Source organism: Chloroflexota bacterium (genome assembly GCA_016875535.1).
In the GTDB taxonomy this organism is placed as follows: Bacteria; Chloroflexota; Dehalococcoidia; order SHYB01; family SHYB01; genus VGPF01.
On sequence record VGPF01000053.1, the window covers coordinates 1 to 14017 of the forward strand.

The 14017-nt window shown below is 63.1% G+C and carries 14 protein-coding genes, 1 tRNA gene and 1 pseudogene; 10 read left to right on the top strand and 6 right to left on the bottom strand.

Annotated features, from left to right (window positions below; genetic code table 11):
- Window positions 1-95 (bottom strand): annotated as a pseudogene (locus FJ039_11420) (peptidoglycan-binding protein).
- A gap of 708 nt (window positions 96-803) precedes the next feature.
- Here FJ039_11420 and FJ039_11425 point away from each other — a divergent pair.
- Together FJ039_11425 and FJ039_11430 are read left to right on the top strand one after the other, a co-directional pair.
- Window positions 804-1649, top strand: a complete 846-nt coding sequence (locus FJ039_11425) for a hypothetical protein (GenBank protein MBM4406762.1) — start codon at window positions 804-806, stop codon at window positions 1647-1649.
- A 4-nt stretch (window positions 1650-1653) separates the two neighbouring features.
- Window positions 1654-2763, top strand: a complete 1110-nt coding sequence (locus FJ039_11430) for a hypothetical protein (protein ID MBM4406763.1) — start codon at window positions 1654-1656, stop codon at window positions 2761-2763.
- Here FJ039_11430 and FJ039_11435 read toward each other — a convergent pair.
- Window positions 2737-4344, bottom strand: coding sequence for a hypothetical protein (locus FJ039_11435; protein ID MBM4406764.1), 1608 nt, complete (start codon window positions 4342-4344; stop codon window positions 2737-2739). The two genes, FJ039_11430 and FJ039_11435, sit on opposite strands and share 27 nt — an antisense overlap.
- 130 nt (window positions 4345-4474) lie before the next feature.
- Window positions 4475-4900 (bottom strand): hypothetical protein, encoded by a 426-nt coding sequence (locus tag FJ039_11440; GenBank protein MBM4406765.1) that lies wholly within the window; start codon window positions 4898-4900, stop codon window positions 4475-4477.
- 178 nt (window positions 4901-5078) lie between these two features.
- On the opposite strand from FJ039_11440, the gene FJ039_11445 reads away from it, so the two are divergent.
- Window positions 5079-6350, top strand: a complete 1272-nt coding sequence (locus tag FJ039_11445) for a DUF1214 domain-containing protein (GenBank protein MBM4406766.1) — start codon at window positions 5079-5081, stop codon at window positions 6348-6350.
- 33 nt (window positions 6351-6383) lie between these two features.
- Here FJ039_11445 and FJ039_11450 read toward each other — a convergent pair.
- The 3 genes from FJ039_11450 to FJ039_11460 all read right to left on the bottom strand — a co-directional run bounded on the left by FJ039_11450 (window position 6384) and on the right by FJ039_11460 (window position 8244).
- Window positions 6384-6458: transfer RNA gene (locus FJ039_11450), tRNA-Asn, on the bottom strand.
- A gap of 89 nt (window positions 6459-6547) precedes the next feature.
- Window positions 6548-7894, bottom strand: coding sequence for a tRNA uridine-5-carboxymethylaminomethyl(34) synthesis GTPase MnmE (gene mnmE, locus FJ039_11455; GenBank protein MBM4406767.1), 1347 nt, complete (start codon window positions 7892-7894; stop codon window positions 6548-6550).
- Window positions 7895-7965: 71 nt separating this feature from the next.
- The gene (locus FJ039_11460; protein MBM4406768.1) at window positions 7966-8244 is read right to left on the bottom strand and encodes a hypothetical protein; all 279 of its coding nucleotides are present in this window, start codon (window positions 8242-8244) and stop codon (window positions 7966-7968) included.
- A 135-nt stretch (window positions 8245-8379) separates the two neighbouring features.
- Between FJ039_11460 and argF the strand changes: the two genes are divergently transcribed.
- The 7 genes from argF to FJ039_11495 all read left to right on the top strand — a co-directional run bounded on the left by argF (window position 8380) and on the right by FJ039_11495 (window position 13581).
- A complete protein-coding gene (gene argF / locus FJ039_11465) occupies window positions 8380-9300 on the top strand; it encodes an ornithine carbamoyltransferase (protein ID MBM4406769.1) in 921 nt (306 codons plus the stop codon).
- Between the two features lie 91 nt (window positions 9301-9391).
- A complete protein-coding gene (locus FJ039_11470; GenBank protein MBM4406770.1) occupies window positions 9392-10711 on the top strand; it encodes a ribosome biogenesis GTPase Der in 1320 nt (439 codons plus the stop codon).
- Window positions 10708-11343, top strand: coding sequence for a glycerol-3-phosphate 1-O-acyltransferase PlsY (gene plsY / locus FJ039_11475; protein MBM4406771.1), 636 nt, complete (start codon window positions 10708-10710; stop codon window positions 11341-11343). The genes FJ039_11470 and plsY overlap by 4 nt, the downstream gene beginning before the upstream one ends.
- Window positions 11340-12350, top strand: a complete 1011-nt coding sequence (locus FJ039_11480; GenBank protein MBM4406772.1) for an NAD(P)-dependent glycerol-3-phosphate dehydrogenase — start codon at window positions 11340-11342, stop codon at window positions 12348-12350. The genes plsY and FJ039_11480 overlap by 4 nt, the downstream gene beginning before the upstream one ends.
- A 121-nt stretch (window positions 12351-12471) precedes the next feature.
- Window positions 12472-12699, top strand: coding sequence for a type II toxin-antitoxin system HicB family antitoxin (locus tag FJ039_11485; protein MBM4406773.1), 228 nt, complete (start codon window positions 12472-12474; stop codon window positions 12697-12699).
- Complete coding sequence (locus tag FJ039_11490; protein MBM4406774.1) at window positions 12699-12938, top strand: type II toxin-antitoxin system HicA family toxin; 240 nt, start codon at window positions 12699-12701, stop codon at window positions 12936-12938. The genes FJ039_11485 and FJ039_11490 overlap by 1 nt, the downstream gene beginning before the upstream one ends.
- An 82-nt stretch (window positions 12939-13020) precedes the next feature.
- Entirely contained in the window at window positions 13021-13581 is a 561-nt protein-coding gene (locus tag FJ039_11495; protein MBM4406775.1) for an HNH endonuclease, read from the top strand.
- Window positions 13582-14017 lie beyond the last annotated feature (436 nt).

Consider the following 14017-nt stretch of genomic DNA (forward strand, 5'->3'; position numbering starts at 1 on the left):
GCCGTCGGGATCGCCGTCGGGATCGCCGTCGGGATCGCCGTCGGCGTCGCCGTCGGGATCGCCGTCGGCGTCGCCGTCGGTGCAGGTGGCTGGCTCACCGTCACCGAAATAACGGCCGAAGGCGGCGTCTCCCCGTTCGTGGAGGCCAGCATGATGGTGAAGTTCGAGGCCGCCGTTGCCCTGAAGGTCACCGTCCCTGCCGTGCTGCTGGGGCTGAACGTGCCGCCTGGGGAGCTCCACTGGAAGTTCGTCTGGCCCGTGATATCCGTGGCGCCGTTGCATGACCGGGCCACCAGCACCACGGTATTCCCTTGCATGATTGTGAACGAAGAGACCGCCGACGTGCCGGCCTGGTTCTCGGCAAAAACGTACGCGCTTGCCGCGCCGCCCGGCAGTGTGGCGCTCACCGGGAGCGTGCCCGGCGTTGTGCCGGGGATGGTTGAGATGGATGAGGGGGCGCTGCACGCCACAGCCGCCCATGTGGACGACCATCGCAGCGAGATGATGGAGACAAGAGCCGCGATAGCTACGGCCAACGCAAGGATCAACCTCGTCTTGTTGAATCGTATCGCTGTCATAACACGCTCCTCATGTGCGCCACGGAAATCCGGCGATGTTCTGAACCCGTTAGGGTTAGTTGTGGCCAAGGTAGAATCGCCACTAACAGTAGCAGATAACCCTGCCTTTTATCAAGTCTGCGACTGTACATAACGGAGCGCGCCGCTCGTGCTCCGATCGCTAGACAAACCTTCGTCTTCGGTTACACTGGTACCCATCGCTCAAGCCTGGAGACGATAACGGGCATGACCACAAAACAGGGCCTCACCATCGCCGTGCCCGTTGTGCTGGTTGTGGCCGTCGTGGCCCAGGCTCTCCCCTCGTCGGAAGGCGCAACGTACTCCAAAGTCCTGGAGCCGGGCGCTCTCCTGGCAAACGCCCTCCTCGCCCTCTGGGTCTCCCTCATGTATCGCGGAGCGTTGCGCTCCGCCTTCCTCTTCCTTTCGGGCTTCTTTCTGCTCTACGGCCTCGTGAACATTGACTCCCTCGTGGAGCAGGCGGCGGAGGCCTTGGATGGCAGCTTCCTCCGCGCCCTCCTTGCCTACCAGATCGTCACCTACGCTCTGCTCCTGATAGCCTGCGCCTACATCCTCAAAGTCGTCAGCGTCAAACGCCTGACCAGGCGCGGTCGCCTGATCACTCGCGGCGGCGGACTGTTGGCTCTTGGTATCGTCCTCTTCTTCCTCCCCGTCTTCTCTGATTTCCTCGGCTTTGACGCCCTCCCCAACGAGTTCGCCGTCCTCAATCTCCTCGTCCGCATCTTCGATGTCACCGTCATGGTGCTGCTCATCCCAGTCGTCTGGCTCTACATCCAGAACGCCCGCGCCAAGTATCAAGAAAGCGCCACCTTCACTGTCGTTGCCGTCGGCATCATCGCCAGCCTCGTCCTCGTCTATGTCGCCGAATTGCTCACCTGGGAGCCCATCGCCGAGATCGCGGATGGGAGCTTCGTTGTGAACCGAGAGAATCACGCCGGCACGTACCTGGATACCCTCTATATCTTCGGCTACCTCCTCATCGGCGTCGGCCTCTTCCTGCATAGGAAGCACCAGGAGTGGAGCTTCAAGAAGGTTGAGAGCCTCTTGAAGTAGCGCCATGCCCTACGATAAACAAGACGTTGAAAAGGCTGTGGACGAAGTCTGGGCCGGCGCCCTCGATAAGATCATGAAGGGCGGCGCCCCCGCGACATCTCGCCAAAGTCTCGGCGACGATATTGACCTCCTTGTCCCCCAATCGGCCATCGCGCCGATGATGAACAACAACCCGGGCTTCGCCTCCGTCCTCTATAGCTCCGCCTACGCCTCCGCCAAGCGCAACGCCTATATCGTCATCCGCCGCCTCGGCATGCCTGCCGATTTCTTCTGGAAGTTCGATTACTGGAGCCAGGAGCGCGCCTTCGATACCCTGAAGAAAGTCGTGGCCCGCGTCTTCAACGCCCTCATGGTCAAGCAGAAAGAAGGCGTCCTCGATCTCGCCTTGGTGGACGTGGAAAAGGGCCGCTTCGAGCTGACCTTCGCCGATTCCGCCGAATGCGCCATGCTCAAAGCCGATGACCCCATCTGCTTCTTCCACGCGGGCCTCTTCGCAGGCATCCTCGGCGCCCTCTTGGATCGCGAGCTGGATAGCTACGAAGTGAAGTGCGCCGCCCAAGGCGCGGACACGTGCCGCTTCAAGCTCGGCCGCCGGGAAGATAGGGATATCATCATCGGCAGGGAGGCCTGGTTCCAGCAGCTCTCCCTTGACCTGGATATCGTCCGCCGGGCTGAAGACTCCCTGGAGAAGCGCCAGACGCGCCAGCTCGGCAACACCGTGGATATCAGCTACTACAAGATGCTGCTCTCTAGCGTCTTTCTCCCCAACTTGACCCTGCTGGAAGATACCTGGCTTGAGACCGCGGAGGCCTATGGCAAAGGCCTCGCCTCACTTTTGCAGAAGCGATTCTCAGGCGATGTGCCTAGCATCTTCGACGCCTTCTACAGCCAGTTGAAGCACCTGGAAGTCACCATGCTTGCCAGGGGCGACCACTATGAGGCCGCGATTCGCGAAGCTCCGGAAGTCGCTGGCCCCTTGGCGCGCCTCACCCTCATCGCAGTCCTCCAGGGCGAGATGAAGGGCCTGCTCTCCGGCCTCACCGGCAAGCGCTACTCCTGCGAGAGCTCCCAGCAGGGCGATGCCATGCTACTCCGTTTTGCCCCACAGGTCTGAAAGGTCCAGTCCGCCCCCGTCTCCGCCTCCCTGGGCTTTCCCCTCTCCCTTCACCTGCTCGTCCTGTGTGCCTGGCGCAGGCTCCGCCGCCTGGCTTGCCGTTGGGCGGGGCGGCGGAGCGGCCTCTGCCCCAGGCTTCGCCGGGCTGGGCCCCTTCGGGACCGCCCGCTGGATCGCCTTGCTCGCGAACTCAAGCGCCGAGATGACCTCCCGCTCGTTCGAGTTCACCGCGCGCTCTAGGCGCAACAGGATCCGCACCAGCCGGTCCGCATTCCGGCTATCCTGCGGCGCGATGCTGACACCCAGCGTCTGCGCTGACTTCGCGATGTACAGCACCACCCGGTAGATCCCCTTCGTCGCCGCCGCATGCCCCGTCGTCTCGATGATATCCAGGATCTCTTCAAAGAGCCTCGTCTCTCCCGCGCTCTGGGCCTTCTGCGCGATGCGGAAGAGCGTCTCCGCCAGCAGCTGAAGCAGGCGGTCCTTGTCGCCTGCCGCCAGCGTCCCGGCCAGGTCGTCGTACTCGCCAAGGATCGTGACCTTGATATCGCCTGAGCTCGTCGCGGTGTAGATCTGGTCCAGGGACTCGATCATCTGCCGCACCACCGGGTCGGCATCCTTCTTCAGCGCCGCCGTCCCCAGGATGTCAATATTCTCCACCGCCAGCGCCGTCGGCCCCGTCACGCCGATGTTCCCGATGAGCTGGATGACCAGCACCCCTGCCTGGTCCTCGTCCGATTCTGACACGGCCTTCCGCCCGATCCGCAGGAAATGGTTCATGAAGTACCGCTCGATGGTCGGGCGCTTCAGGGTCTGCGCATGCGCGCTATACAGCTCGGACAGAAGGTCTATGGAGGCTCGCACCGTCGTCAGGTCCCCGCGGTCTATCGAGCGCTCCGTGATTTCGATCGCGGGGAGCAGCCGGTCCGTCCGGCTCGGCACGGGAGTAGATTTGCTCAGGTACACCCGGTCGATCGCCGCCAGATAGTCCCCGTCAACCCGTCGCAGGAGTTTGCCCAGGATGAACTCCGGACGGAGGTACGCCGCCGTGATGACGAAGTGCGGGATGAGGAGGACCAGGGCCGTGATGGCCCCAAGCACGATCACGGACACCACGCGCACATTCTCTGTCTCCGTCGCGATCGCCTGGAGCACGATGGTCAGGATCATCAATCCTAGGTAGAAACCCATCGTCACCCAAAAGATCACGCTCTTGAGGTAATAGTCCATGATGCGGTGGCTGTACTCCTGCGCCGCGAACTGGATCGCCACCAGGGAGAGCGACATGATGATAGCGAAGACGCCCGCCGTCGTCTGGATGCCGATCTCCGTATAAAGAACGTGGACACGCTCCAGGTCGCCGAAGGGCAGGTTCAGCCGGATCGCCCCGGTGAACACCATCAGCCCCAGGATGCCGAAACACGCCAGCACCCCAAGGGGCACCCAGACATCCCATGAAGGCAGGTCGAACTGCCGGATAAGGCGGGAGCCGAACGAAGGCCGATGCTCTTTAGCCCGCAGGTCATTCGGCATGTCCAGGTTCGCCGCTTTCAGGTGCTCTTCCGTATGCGCGCTCCTCATCCGGCTTCGGTACGGTGTACCCTACCATAAGCCCCCGGATGGAACAAACCCAGGAAAGAAAAACGGCCTCCCGGGCTACCCGGGAGGCCGTTGCATGTGCGCTCCGTTGGCGTTCGGTGCGTCCGTCGCGCTACTCCACGCCCTCGCCCGGCTTCGCGATCGCGACGTAGGCCAGCAGCGCCTGCACCACCGCCGCAGGCGCGGCGAAGATTGCGATCATCGTCACCACGTCGTCTATCCGGTCCCCAAAGCCGCCGATCACCCGGTTCAGCGGCTCGAAAACGTCCGATGTCCCGATGATGACCAGCGCCGTCGCCGCGATCAGGAACGGGATGATCTCCCGCGCCGTGACGTTCAGGAACCCTACAAGGAGTCCCAATATCACCAGCAGCGCGATAAGCCCTCCATTGTCCGCCGCGAAGATGCCGCCGATGATCGAGATGATGAAGCCGATTAAGAATGCTCCGGCTCCAACCTTTCCTTTCGCGTCTTCATGGCCCGCCACCCAGGACATCCCTGGCATCCGCTCCATCGAATCCTTCATCTTTGTTGCCATTGCTCCTCCTTGAAGCGTCGTCAGAACTCCTAAATCGGAATTCTTGAATTGTCAGGAATAGTAGCCCCCGCCTCGGCCGATGTCAACTTGACAGAACGCGGCCGCCGCTTTCCGGTTTGACGCCTCTCTCCCCGATTGCTACCCTTCGCCCACCTTCTCACGCCTTGAAGGAGGCGCTATGAGCAAACAGGACTCCGCCGCCGTTGCCGGCGGCGGCCAGATGAGCAAGGACCCGCGCTGGATATCCACGTCCATCCTCCACGCCGACGACTGGGCCAAGGGCTCCGCCTTCGCCCTGCTCGATAGCTCAGCCTGGCGCTCCTTCGCCGACCGCCTCGCCCGCCTCAGCGACCGCGTCTCCAGCGCCGATATCCCCAGCGACCTTGATCGCACCGAAGGCTACCGCTACGTCGCCATGCTCATCCGCAACGCCCTCGATATGGCCATCGAAGACTATGATCCTGATAGGCCCAAGGTCGTCTGGCGCACCCGCCGCAGCAAGTTCGGCTGGGACTGCGCCGATGCCCTCTACGGCGCGGCCATCATCCGGGGCGGCGCCGCCTATCGCGTCACCGGGAAGCGTGGCACCGTCCGCTTCCTCGGCTTTCAGCTCATGTCCGGCCTGCGCACGCTCCACAACACCCACGCCGACGAGCTGAAGATCGCCAGGGATGGCTCCTTTGAAATCATCGTCAGCCCCAAAAAGCATCCCGGGAACTGGATCCCTCTCTCGCCCGAGACCGACGGCCTCTTCATCCGGCAGTTCTTCTATGATTGGGATAGAGAGACCCTTGCCTCGCTCTGGATAGAGCGCATAGATAAAGGGAAGCGGAACAGCCCAAGCGGCGTGATGGACCCCGGTTCCTTCGCCAAGCGGCTCGATGCCGTCGCCGGGAACGTAGAGGCGAACCTAGACCTGTGGCTGAACGTCGCCCTCGCCCAGAAACAGCACTACTTGAACAAGTTCCCGGAGGTCCCCTTCGGCAGCACCCACATCGGCGGGCAGAAGCACCAGACCGCGGGGACCTGCTACTTCAAGATCGCCGACGACGAAGCGCTGCTTATAGAGGTCAAGCCTCCCAAGGCCAAGTACTGGAGCCTGCACCTCGGCAACGTCTGGCTTGAATCCCTCGATTACGCCAACCACCAGTCCAGCCTCAACGGTCACCAGGCCCGGCTCGATAGGGATGGCCTCTTCCGCGCCGTCGTCAGCAAGCGCGATCCCGGCGTCCCCAACTGGCTCGATACCGTCGGCCGCAATGAGGGCACCATCATCTACCGATGGAACCTCGCCGATAGCCTGCCTGTCCCTGCCGCCAAGCTCATAAAGTTCGATGACGTCCGGCGTCACCTTCCCAAAGACACGCCGCGCGTTGCCCCTGCCCTTCGCGCCCAGGCCGTCGAGCGCCGCCGCCGGCACGTCTTACGCCGCTTCGCTCGCCCGCTTTGAGCAAAGCGCGACTGCGGTCTATGAACTGAAGAATGGCTCCCGGACTAGGATTCGAACCTAGGACCAACCGGTTAACAGCCGGCCGCTCTACCGCTGAGCTATCCGGGAATGCGGGACACACAAAGGAGCCCGTATGACTCCTTTAGGCGACAGACGATATTATAGCGCAGCCGATAGTCCAACCCAAGGCCTGCAGACTACTTCCCGATACAGAACTGCGCGAAGATCCTGTCCAGCAGCTCCTCCGTCGCCGATTCCCCGGTGATCTCCCCCAGCGCCCCCAGCGCCCCTGCCAGGTCGATCGTCGCGAAGTCCTCCGGCGCTCTCTCCGCCAGCGTACGCTCCGCCGCCTCCGTGTGCGCCAGCGCCCGCTCCAGCGCCGCCTTGTGGCGCGCATTCGTCACCAGCGGCGCATCGGCTGATGGCGTCGAGCCTCCCAGCGCCGCACTCACCATCGCCTCATGCAACGCCTCCATTCCCGACCTCGTCAGCGCGGAAATCTTCACCACAGGCTGTGGTAACTCTGCGAGCCGCGCCTGTACAGGCAGATCGCACTTGTTCGCCGCCACGATCGCCCGCTTTCCTTTCCCCATCGCGATTAGCGTCTCGTCGTCCTTCGTCAACGGCGCGCTGGCGTCCACCACGATGAGCAGCAGGTCGGCTCTTTCCGCCGCTCTCCTGCTCCGCTCGATGCCCATGCCCTCCACCACGTCCTGCGTCGCTCTCATCCCTGCTGTGTCCACCAGGTGGAATGGGATGCCTTGCACCGTCGCCGTCTCCTCCACCGTATCCCGCGTCGTCCCCGGCACCGCCGTCACGATCGCCCGCTCCTCTCCCAGGAGCCGGTTCAGCAGGCTCGATTTGCCCACGTTCGGCCTGCCGATGATCGCCGTCTTCACGCCCTGCCTATAGACCATCCCCGAATCCGCCGATGCGATCAGCGCCGCAAGCTCTGCCTTCGCCTCGCTCAGCAGCTCCCGCGGCTTGATCTCGATCTGTCGCTCCACCTCGTCCTCGGGAAAGTCAATGCATGCCGTCAGGTAGGCTTGCACGTGGAGAAGCCGTTCCCGCGCCGCCGCGATGCGCTCGGAGAGCCGCCCTCGCAGCCCCTGCACCGCCAGCCGCAGGTTCGCCTCGCTCTGCGCCTGGATGATTTCCAGGACCGACTCCGCCTGCGCGAGGTCTATGCGACCGTTTAGGAAGGCTCGCAGCGTAAACTCGCCTGGATCTGCCGCCCGGGCACCTAGCCGCAGCGCCGCCCCAACGACCTGCTGCAGCGCCACCGGGCTCCCGTGACAGCTGATCTCAACGGTGTCTTCTCCCGTGTAGCTGTGGGGCCCCCGCATCGGCGTCGCCAGCGCCTCGTCAATCGTCGCCTGACTCTCCGGGTCGCGCACGTAGCCGTGGCTGACATGGTGGTCGTCCAGCCGTCCGCTGAAGAGCCGCCCAGCGATACTCCACGCCTCCGGCCCGCTGAAGCGCACGATGCCGATGGCCCCATGCCCCGGCGGCGTCGCGATGGCAACGATGGTGTCCTTGTACATACCGGGGACATTCTAGCAAGAGCGGCTGCGCCGCCGGACGTGATACGCGAGGCGGAACACCGAGCTGCGGTTCAGTCGCGCGCTCGCACGCCTTTTGACCGAAGCATCTGCTCGATCTTTCCGTACCTCGGCCGCAGCACCCGGAACACCAGTGATTCCCGATACTGCCGCCGGTGGAGGTCGTGGAGTTCGTCCAAGTCTCCGGCGCGCTGTAACAAGTGGCGGTACGTGGCAAAGCCATATGGCCACCCGATGAGTCGCACGGTCAGCGGCGTTGCGCTCCAGACCATGCGAAGCGTGGAGAAGAAGCCGATCCCATCGTACAGACTGACTTTAACCGCTTGCGCCATGCGTCCAATCCCCCGATTGTCCGGCAGGCCGCTTCCTAAGGAGCTCCCTAGGAGGTCTGGAGTATACCAGCCTAGGCAAACCCCGCCATCGGGAGAAAAAGCCCCCTTCCCCCTGTGCTATACTCAATTTCTCCTATGCCACTACCCGATTTCCTGTCTGTTGCCGATTGCTCCCCTGCCCAGCTGAAGCGACTCCTCTCCAGAGCAAGCGACCTCCGCAATGGCAAGCCCGCCCCCCAAGTCCTCAAGGGCAAATCGGTCGCCCTCCTCTTCCAGAAGCCGTCGCTGCGCACCAAGCTGAGCTTTGATCTTGCCGTCCACCAGCTCGGCGGCCATGCCGTCTTCATGTCCCCGGACGAAGTCGGCATCGGCAAGCGGGAGCCCATCGAAGATGTGGCCCGCGTCCTGGATCGCTATGTGGACTGCATCGTCGCCCGAGTCTTCGGCCATGACCTCGTCGAAAAACTGGCCCATTACGCCAAGGTGCCTGTCATCAACGCCCTCTCCGATGGCGAACACCCCTGCCAGGCCCTCGCCGATCTGCAGACCGCCCAGGAGTGCCTCGGCCCCCTTAAGGGAAAGACCATCGCCTTCATAGGCGATGGCAACAACTGCGCCTCCAGCCTCGCCCTCGGCGCCGCGATGCTGGGTGTGAACTTTCGCATCGCCTCGCCGGAAGGCTACGAGCTTCGCGAGCAGGTCGCCGTCAAGGTGCGGGCCTTTGCCAAAGCCTCCGGCGGGACTTTCGTGGAGGCGCGTTCTCCCCAGGAGGCCGTCCAGGCCGCCGATGTGGTCTACACAGACGTCTGGACCAGCATGGGCCAGGAAGAAGAGGCCCAGAAGCGCCGCAAGGCATTCGTCGGCTACCAGGTGAACGCTGGACTCATGGCCAAGGCGAAAAAGAGCGCCATCTTCCTTCATCCCCTGCCGGCGCACCACGGCGAAGAGCTGGGCATCGGCATGTTGGAGCACCCCGCCTCCCGCGTCTTTCACCAGGCGGGGAATCGCCTCCACGCCCAAAAGGCCCTCCTTCTGGAAATCTTCGGCAAGGCCTAACGGGTCATGGCTGTGGGGGCCGCCCTCCGGGTTGCCCGAATCTTTTTTGCCGGCCCCCACGGCGTCGCGCATCGGATAACATAGGCTAGTCATGTCTAAACCCGTCATCGCCATCGTGGGCAGGCCGAACGTCGGCAAGTCCACCCTCTTCAACCGCATCCTCGGCGAGCGCCGCGCCATCACCGCCGATGAGCCCGGCACCACCCGCGATCGCCTGGTTGCCTTGGCCGATTGGGACGGCCGCCCCTTCTATCTCATAGACACCGGCGGCCTGGAGCCTCAATCGCCCGATGTCATCCGTCGCGGCATCCGCGAGCAGGCCCTTGCCGCCGTCAAGGAGGCCGATGCCGTCATCTTCCTCGTGGACGCCACCACCGGCATCACGGCTGATGACGCCGAGGTCGCCGCCGCCCTGCGACGCTCGGGCAAGCCCGTCGTCCTCGCCGCCAACAAGGCCGATAACATCCGCCGCGAGTGGGACATTGCCGAGTTCCACCGCCTGGGCATCGGTGACCCGATGCCCGTCAGCGCCCATCACAGCTCCGGCATCGCCGATCTTATGGAGAAGGTGCTGGCCCATTTCCCCCAGGCCGAAGGCGACGAGTCCGAGTCTGAGGGGATGCGCATCGCCATCGTCGGCAGGCCCAACACCGGCAAATCCAGCCTCCTCAACGCCCTGATCGGCAAGGAGCGCACCATCGTCAGCGAGGTCCCCGGCACCACCCGCGACTCCATAGACACTGTCCTCGAATGGAAGGGCGAGCGCGTCACCCTGATAGACACCGCAGGCATCCGCCGCCGGGGGCGCATCGAAGTGGGCGTCGAGAGCTTCAGCATCGTACGTTCCCTTCAGGCCATAGACCGCGCCGATATCGCCTTCCTGGTGCTGGACGCCGCCGAGATGGGCGTCGCGCAGGATACCCACATCGCAGGCTATGCCGTGGAGCGCTTCAAGGGCCTGATCCTGGTAGTGAACAAGTGGGACATGGCCAAAGAGCTGAAGCTCGAAGAGGAGGCCGTCGAGGCCGCCCTCCGGCAGCGCTTCCACTTCGCGCCCTGGGCCCCCATCGTTTTCACCTCCGCCATCAACAAGATGGGCCTGGGCCGGCTGATGAAGACGGCCAAGCTCGCCTATGAGCAGCGCAACCTCCGCATCGCCACCAGCGCCCTCAACAAGATCGTGGAGCGGGCCGTCGGCGAGCACCTCCCCCGTCAGGTGGGCAAGCGCAGGCTCAATATCCTTTACGCAACTCAGGCCGATGTGAACCCTCCCACCTTCGTCTTCTTCTGCAGCAACCCCCAGCTCGTCCACTTCTCCTACGTCCGCTACCTGGAGAACCGCCTGCGCCAGCTCTTCGGCTTTGACGGCACCCCCATCCGTCTGGTATTCAAAGCGAAGGGAGAGAAATGACCGGAAACATCCTCGCCGTCGTCATCGCCTATTTCCTCGGGGCCGTTCCCATCGGCCTCACCCTGGCGCGCCTGGTGAAGGGCGTGGATATCCGCCGCTACGGCAGCGGCAAGACCGGCGCCACCAACGTCCTCCGCACCCTGGGCGTCAAGGCCGCCGTCGCCGTTCTCCTCCTGGATATCGGCAAGGGCGTGGCCGCCGTCTACATCGCCAGGGCCCTCGGCGATAGCCCCTGGGCCGCTTCGCTCGCCGGCATCGCCGCCGTCTGCGGGCACATCTGGTCGGTCTACATCCGCTTCACCGGCGGGCGCGGCGTCAACACCGGCCTCGGCGCGCTCCTGGCCATCGCGCCCCTGGGCGGGCTGGTCACCGTCGTCGTCGCCCTCTCCGTCATGGCCCTCTGGAAGTTCGTCTCCCTCGGCTCCATTATCGGCGCGGCCGTCGGCGCCTTCGCGATCATCGCCCTCGCCGCCGCAGGCCGCCTCGATGGCGAGTACGTCGCCTTCGGCAGTGTCGTAGCCACCCTCATCATCGCCGTCCACCGGGACAACATCCAGCGCCTCCTCTCTGGGACGGAGCGCAAGCTGGGGCAGAAGGTCGCCGTGGAGCCGCAGGGCGAGGGCGCTCGATGAAGACCGCCGTCATCGGCACGACCACCTGGGGAACGACCCTCGCCATCATCCTGGCGCGGCGCGGCCTCCCCGTGACCATCTGGGCGCGCACCGCTGAAGAGGCCCTGCGACTCTCCAAGGACCGCCAGAACAAGGTCCGCCTGCCCGACCACGACTTTCCTCCCTCCCTTGCCGTCACCGCCTCCCTAGCAGAGGCCCTTCGCGATGCCGATGCCTGCCTCTTCGCCGTCCCCTCTTCCCGGTTGCGGGAGAATGCCAAGAGGGTGGCGCCGCACCTGAGAAAGGGGATGCTGGTCCTCAGCGCGACGAAGGGGTTAGAGAAGGCGACGGGCAGGCGGATGTCCCAGGTGCTGGGCGAGGAGCTCCCCAAGACTGTCCAGAGCGATATCGCCGTCCTTTCTGGCCCCAACCTCTCGGGGGAAATCATCGAAGGGCATCCCGCCTCCACGGTGATCGCCGCGAAGGATGAGGCCGTGGCTAGGCGCGGCGTCCAGCTCGTCATGTCGCCCACCTTTCGCGCCTACACCAACACCGATGTCGTCGGCGTGGAGCTTGGCGGCGCCCTCAAGAACATCGTCGCCATCGGCGCGGGGATGAGCGACGGCCTGGGCTACGGCGATAATGCCAAGGGCGCCTTCATCACCCGAGGCCTGGCGGAGATCACGAGACTAGGCGTCGCCGCCGGGGCCAAGCCCCTCACCTTCGCCGGCCTCGCCTGCCTGGGCGACCTCATCGCCACCTGCTCCAGCCGCCTTAGCCGCAACTATTTCGTCGGCGAGCAGCTGGCCAAGGGACGGCCGCTCAAGGTCATCCTGGCCAACATGCGCAATGTGGCCGAGGGGGTGGACACCACCATGGCCGCCCTGGAGATGGCCAAACGACTCAAGGTGGAGATGCCCATCGCCGCCGCCACCGCCAAGGTGCTCTTCGAGGGCCTGGAGCCGGAGAAGGCCGTCGCTGAGCTGATGTCTCGCGCGCCTAAGTCGGAGCTTCACGGGCTGGGCTAGCCGTCCCGCTTCCCTGTAGGGGCGAGGCAAGTCTGCGCGACTCGCCCATTCCATCTGCCGGCGATCCCTTCCCTTTCTTTCCCGCTCCGGTGTACAGTATTGCCGAGGAGGAGGTGGCTGCGTGAAGAAATTTAAGATCGTCGTCGAGCGGCATCCCGGCGGATACATCGCCTATCCCCTTGGACTCAAGGGCATCGTCATCGGCGAAGGCGACACCAAGAAGCAAGCCCTGGCCGATGTCAGGTCCGCCATCCGCTTTCATGTCGAGACCTTCGGCTCTGACGTCATCGCCGATTCAGATGCGGCCGTTCTCGAAGCCTTCGTTACTGAGGCGACCGTGGCCGTCTGATGGCCAAGTTTCCCGCAGATGCCCCGAAAGGCCGGGTCTTCAAGGCGTTTGAATCCCTCGGCTTTCGCTTTGTCCGCGAGGGCAAGCACATCGCTATGATTCGCGAGGAGCCGGATGGCAGGCGCACTCCGCTCACCATGCCGAACCACCTGCGCATCAAGGGCCCAACCCTCCGCGCCATTTGCACCCAAGCTCGCATCTCCCGCGAAGATTTCCTCAAGGCCTATGATGAGGTGTGAGTCTAAATCCAGCTTTGATTTAAGTCGTCCATTACATGTGTGGCTTAAGATCCCACTGCGGGCTTCCTAATTGGATATTCCTATGAAAAAGCAAAGCATTAGAAAGCATTTAAGACCCTTCTCGATAGCCGGGCGTGGTTCCACGATTAGCCATGCCTTTGCAAGTGCTATTGCCAGTGTGGATAAATATGATGAATCTGCCGTAGATGAAGCTGTAAGGGTTCTGGGACAAGACCCAAGCAGGGAATTGGTGTGCGTATACTGCGGAGATGAAGCCGAAACGTGGGATCATGTCTTCCCGCTAGTCAGAGGCACTCAATACTCCGGATATGGCCACGTCTTAGGGAATCTCGTACCCAGTTGTGGAAAGTGCAATACCAGCAAGAGGAACAAAGATTGGGCGGAATTCGTTGGCGGGAGCGAGCGTATTAAGTCCCCTGTCGAGGTGCAAGCGACTCTGAAGCGCTACTTTATGAGATTTTCGCCAAAGCAACGAGATTATAAGGATACGATGACGATTTGCTCAAAAGAGTTGCGCGAGTATGAGCTTCTCCGAAGAGAGGTGCTCAATCTATTGAAGAGGGCTGATCGGTTGGCTTCGGAGATACGAGCCAAAGTTGAAAACGAGCGTAGGAGCGACTGACGGCCTTGGCTGGCGAGCTGGCAACAACTTCGCATCGACCGCACTGATTAGCGGTTGCACAGCGATATGCTCTGACTGAGAAGCATCGGCGTACGTTCTCTCAATTTCTTCTAACTTCCATTCTGCCTTCTTCGTCCTCTGAATAACTACACCTCTCCCGATTCCCTGCCTGCGAAAATCTGCCCGTTCATCTCTCCCGTCTATGGATAAACTCTCCTCCTCCGCCATCACCCCATTGACATTGTTGCAATCTATGGTATACATGAAATTGTAAGCCTTCGCCAGGACAGCGAGCCGGGAAGGCGGACCGATGGGAAGGGCGCTGTGCACGCGTCCTCCCCCTCGGGACGCCTTCCCTTTTCTTTGTCCGGCGTTATGCGGACGGTCGCGGCGCGGCGCCGGTTCTAGAACGGCGAAGCGCCGGGCAGTCAGAGCA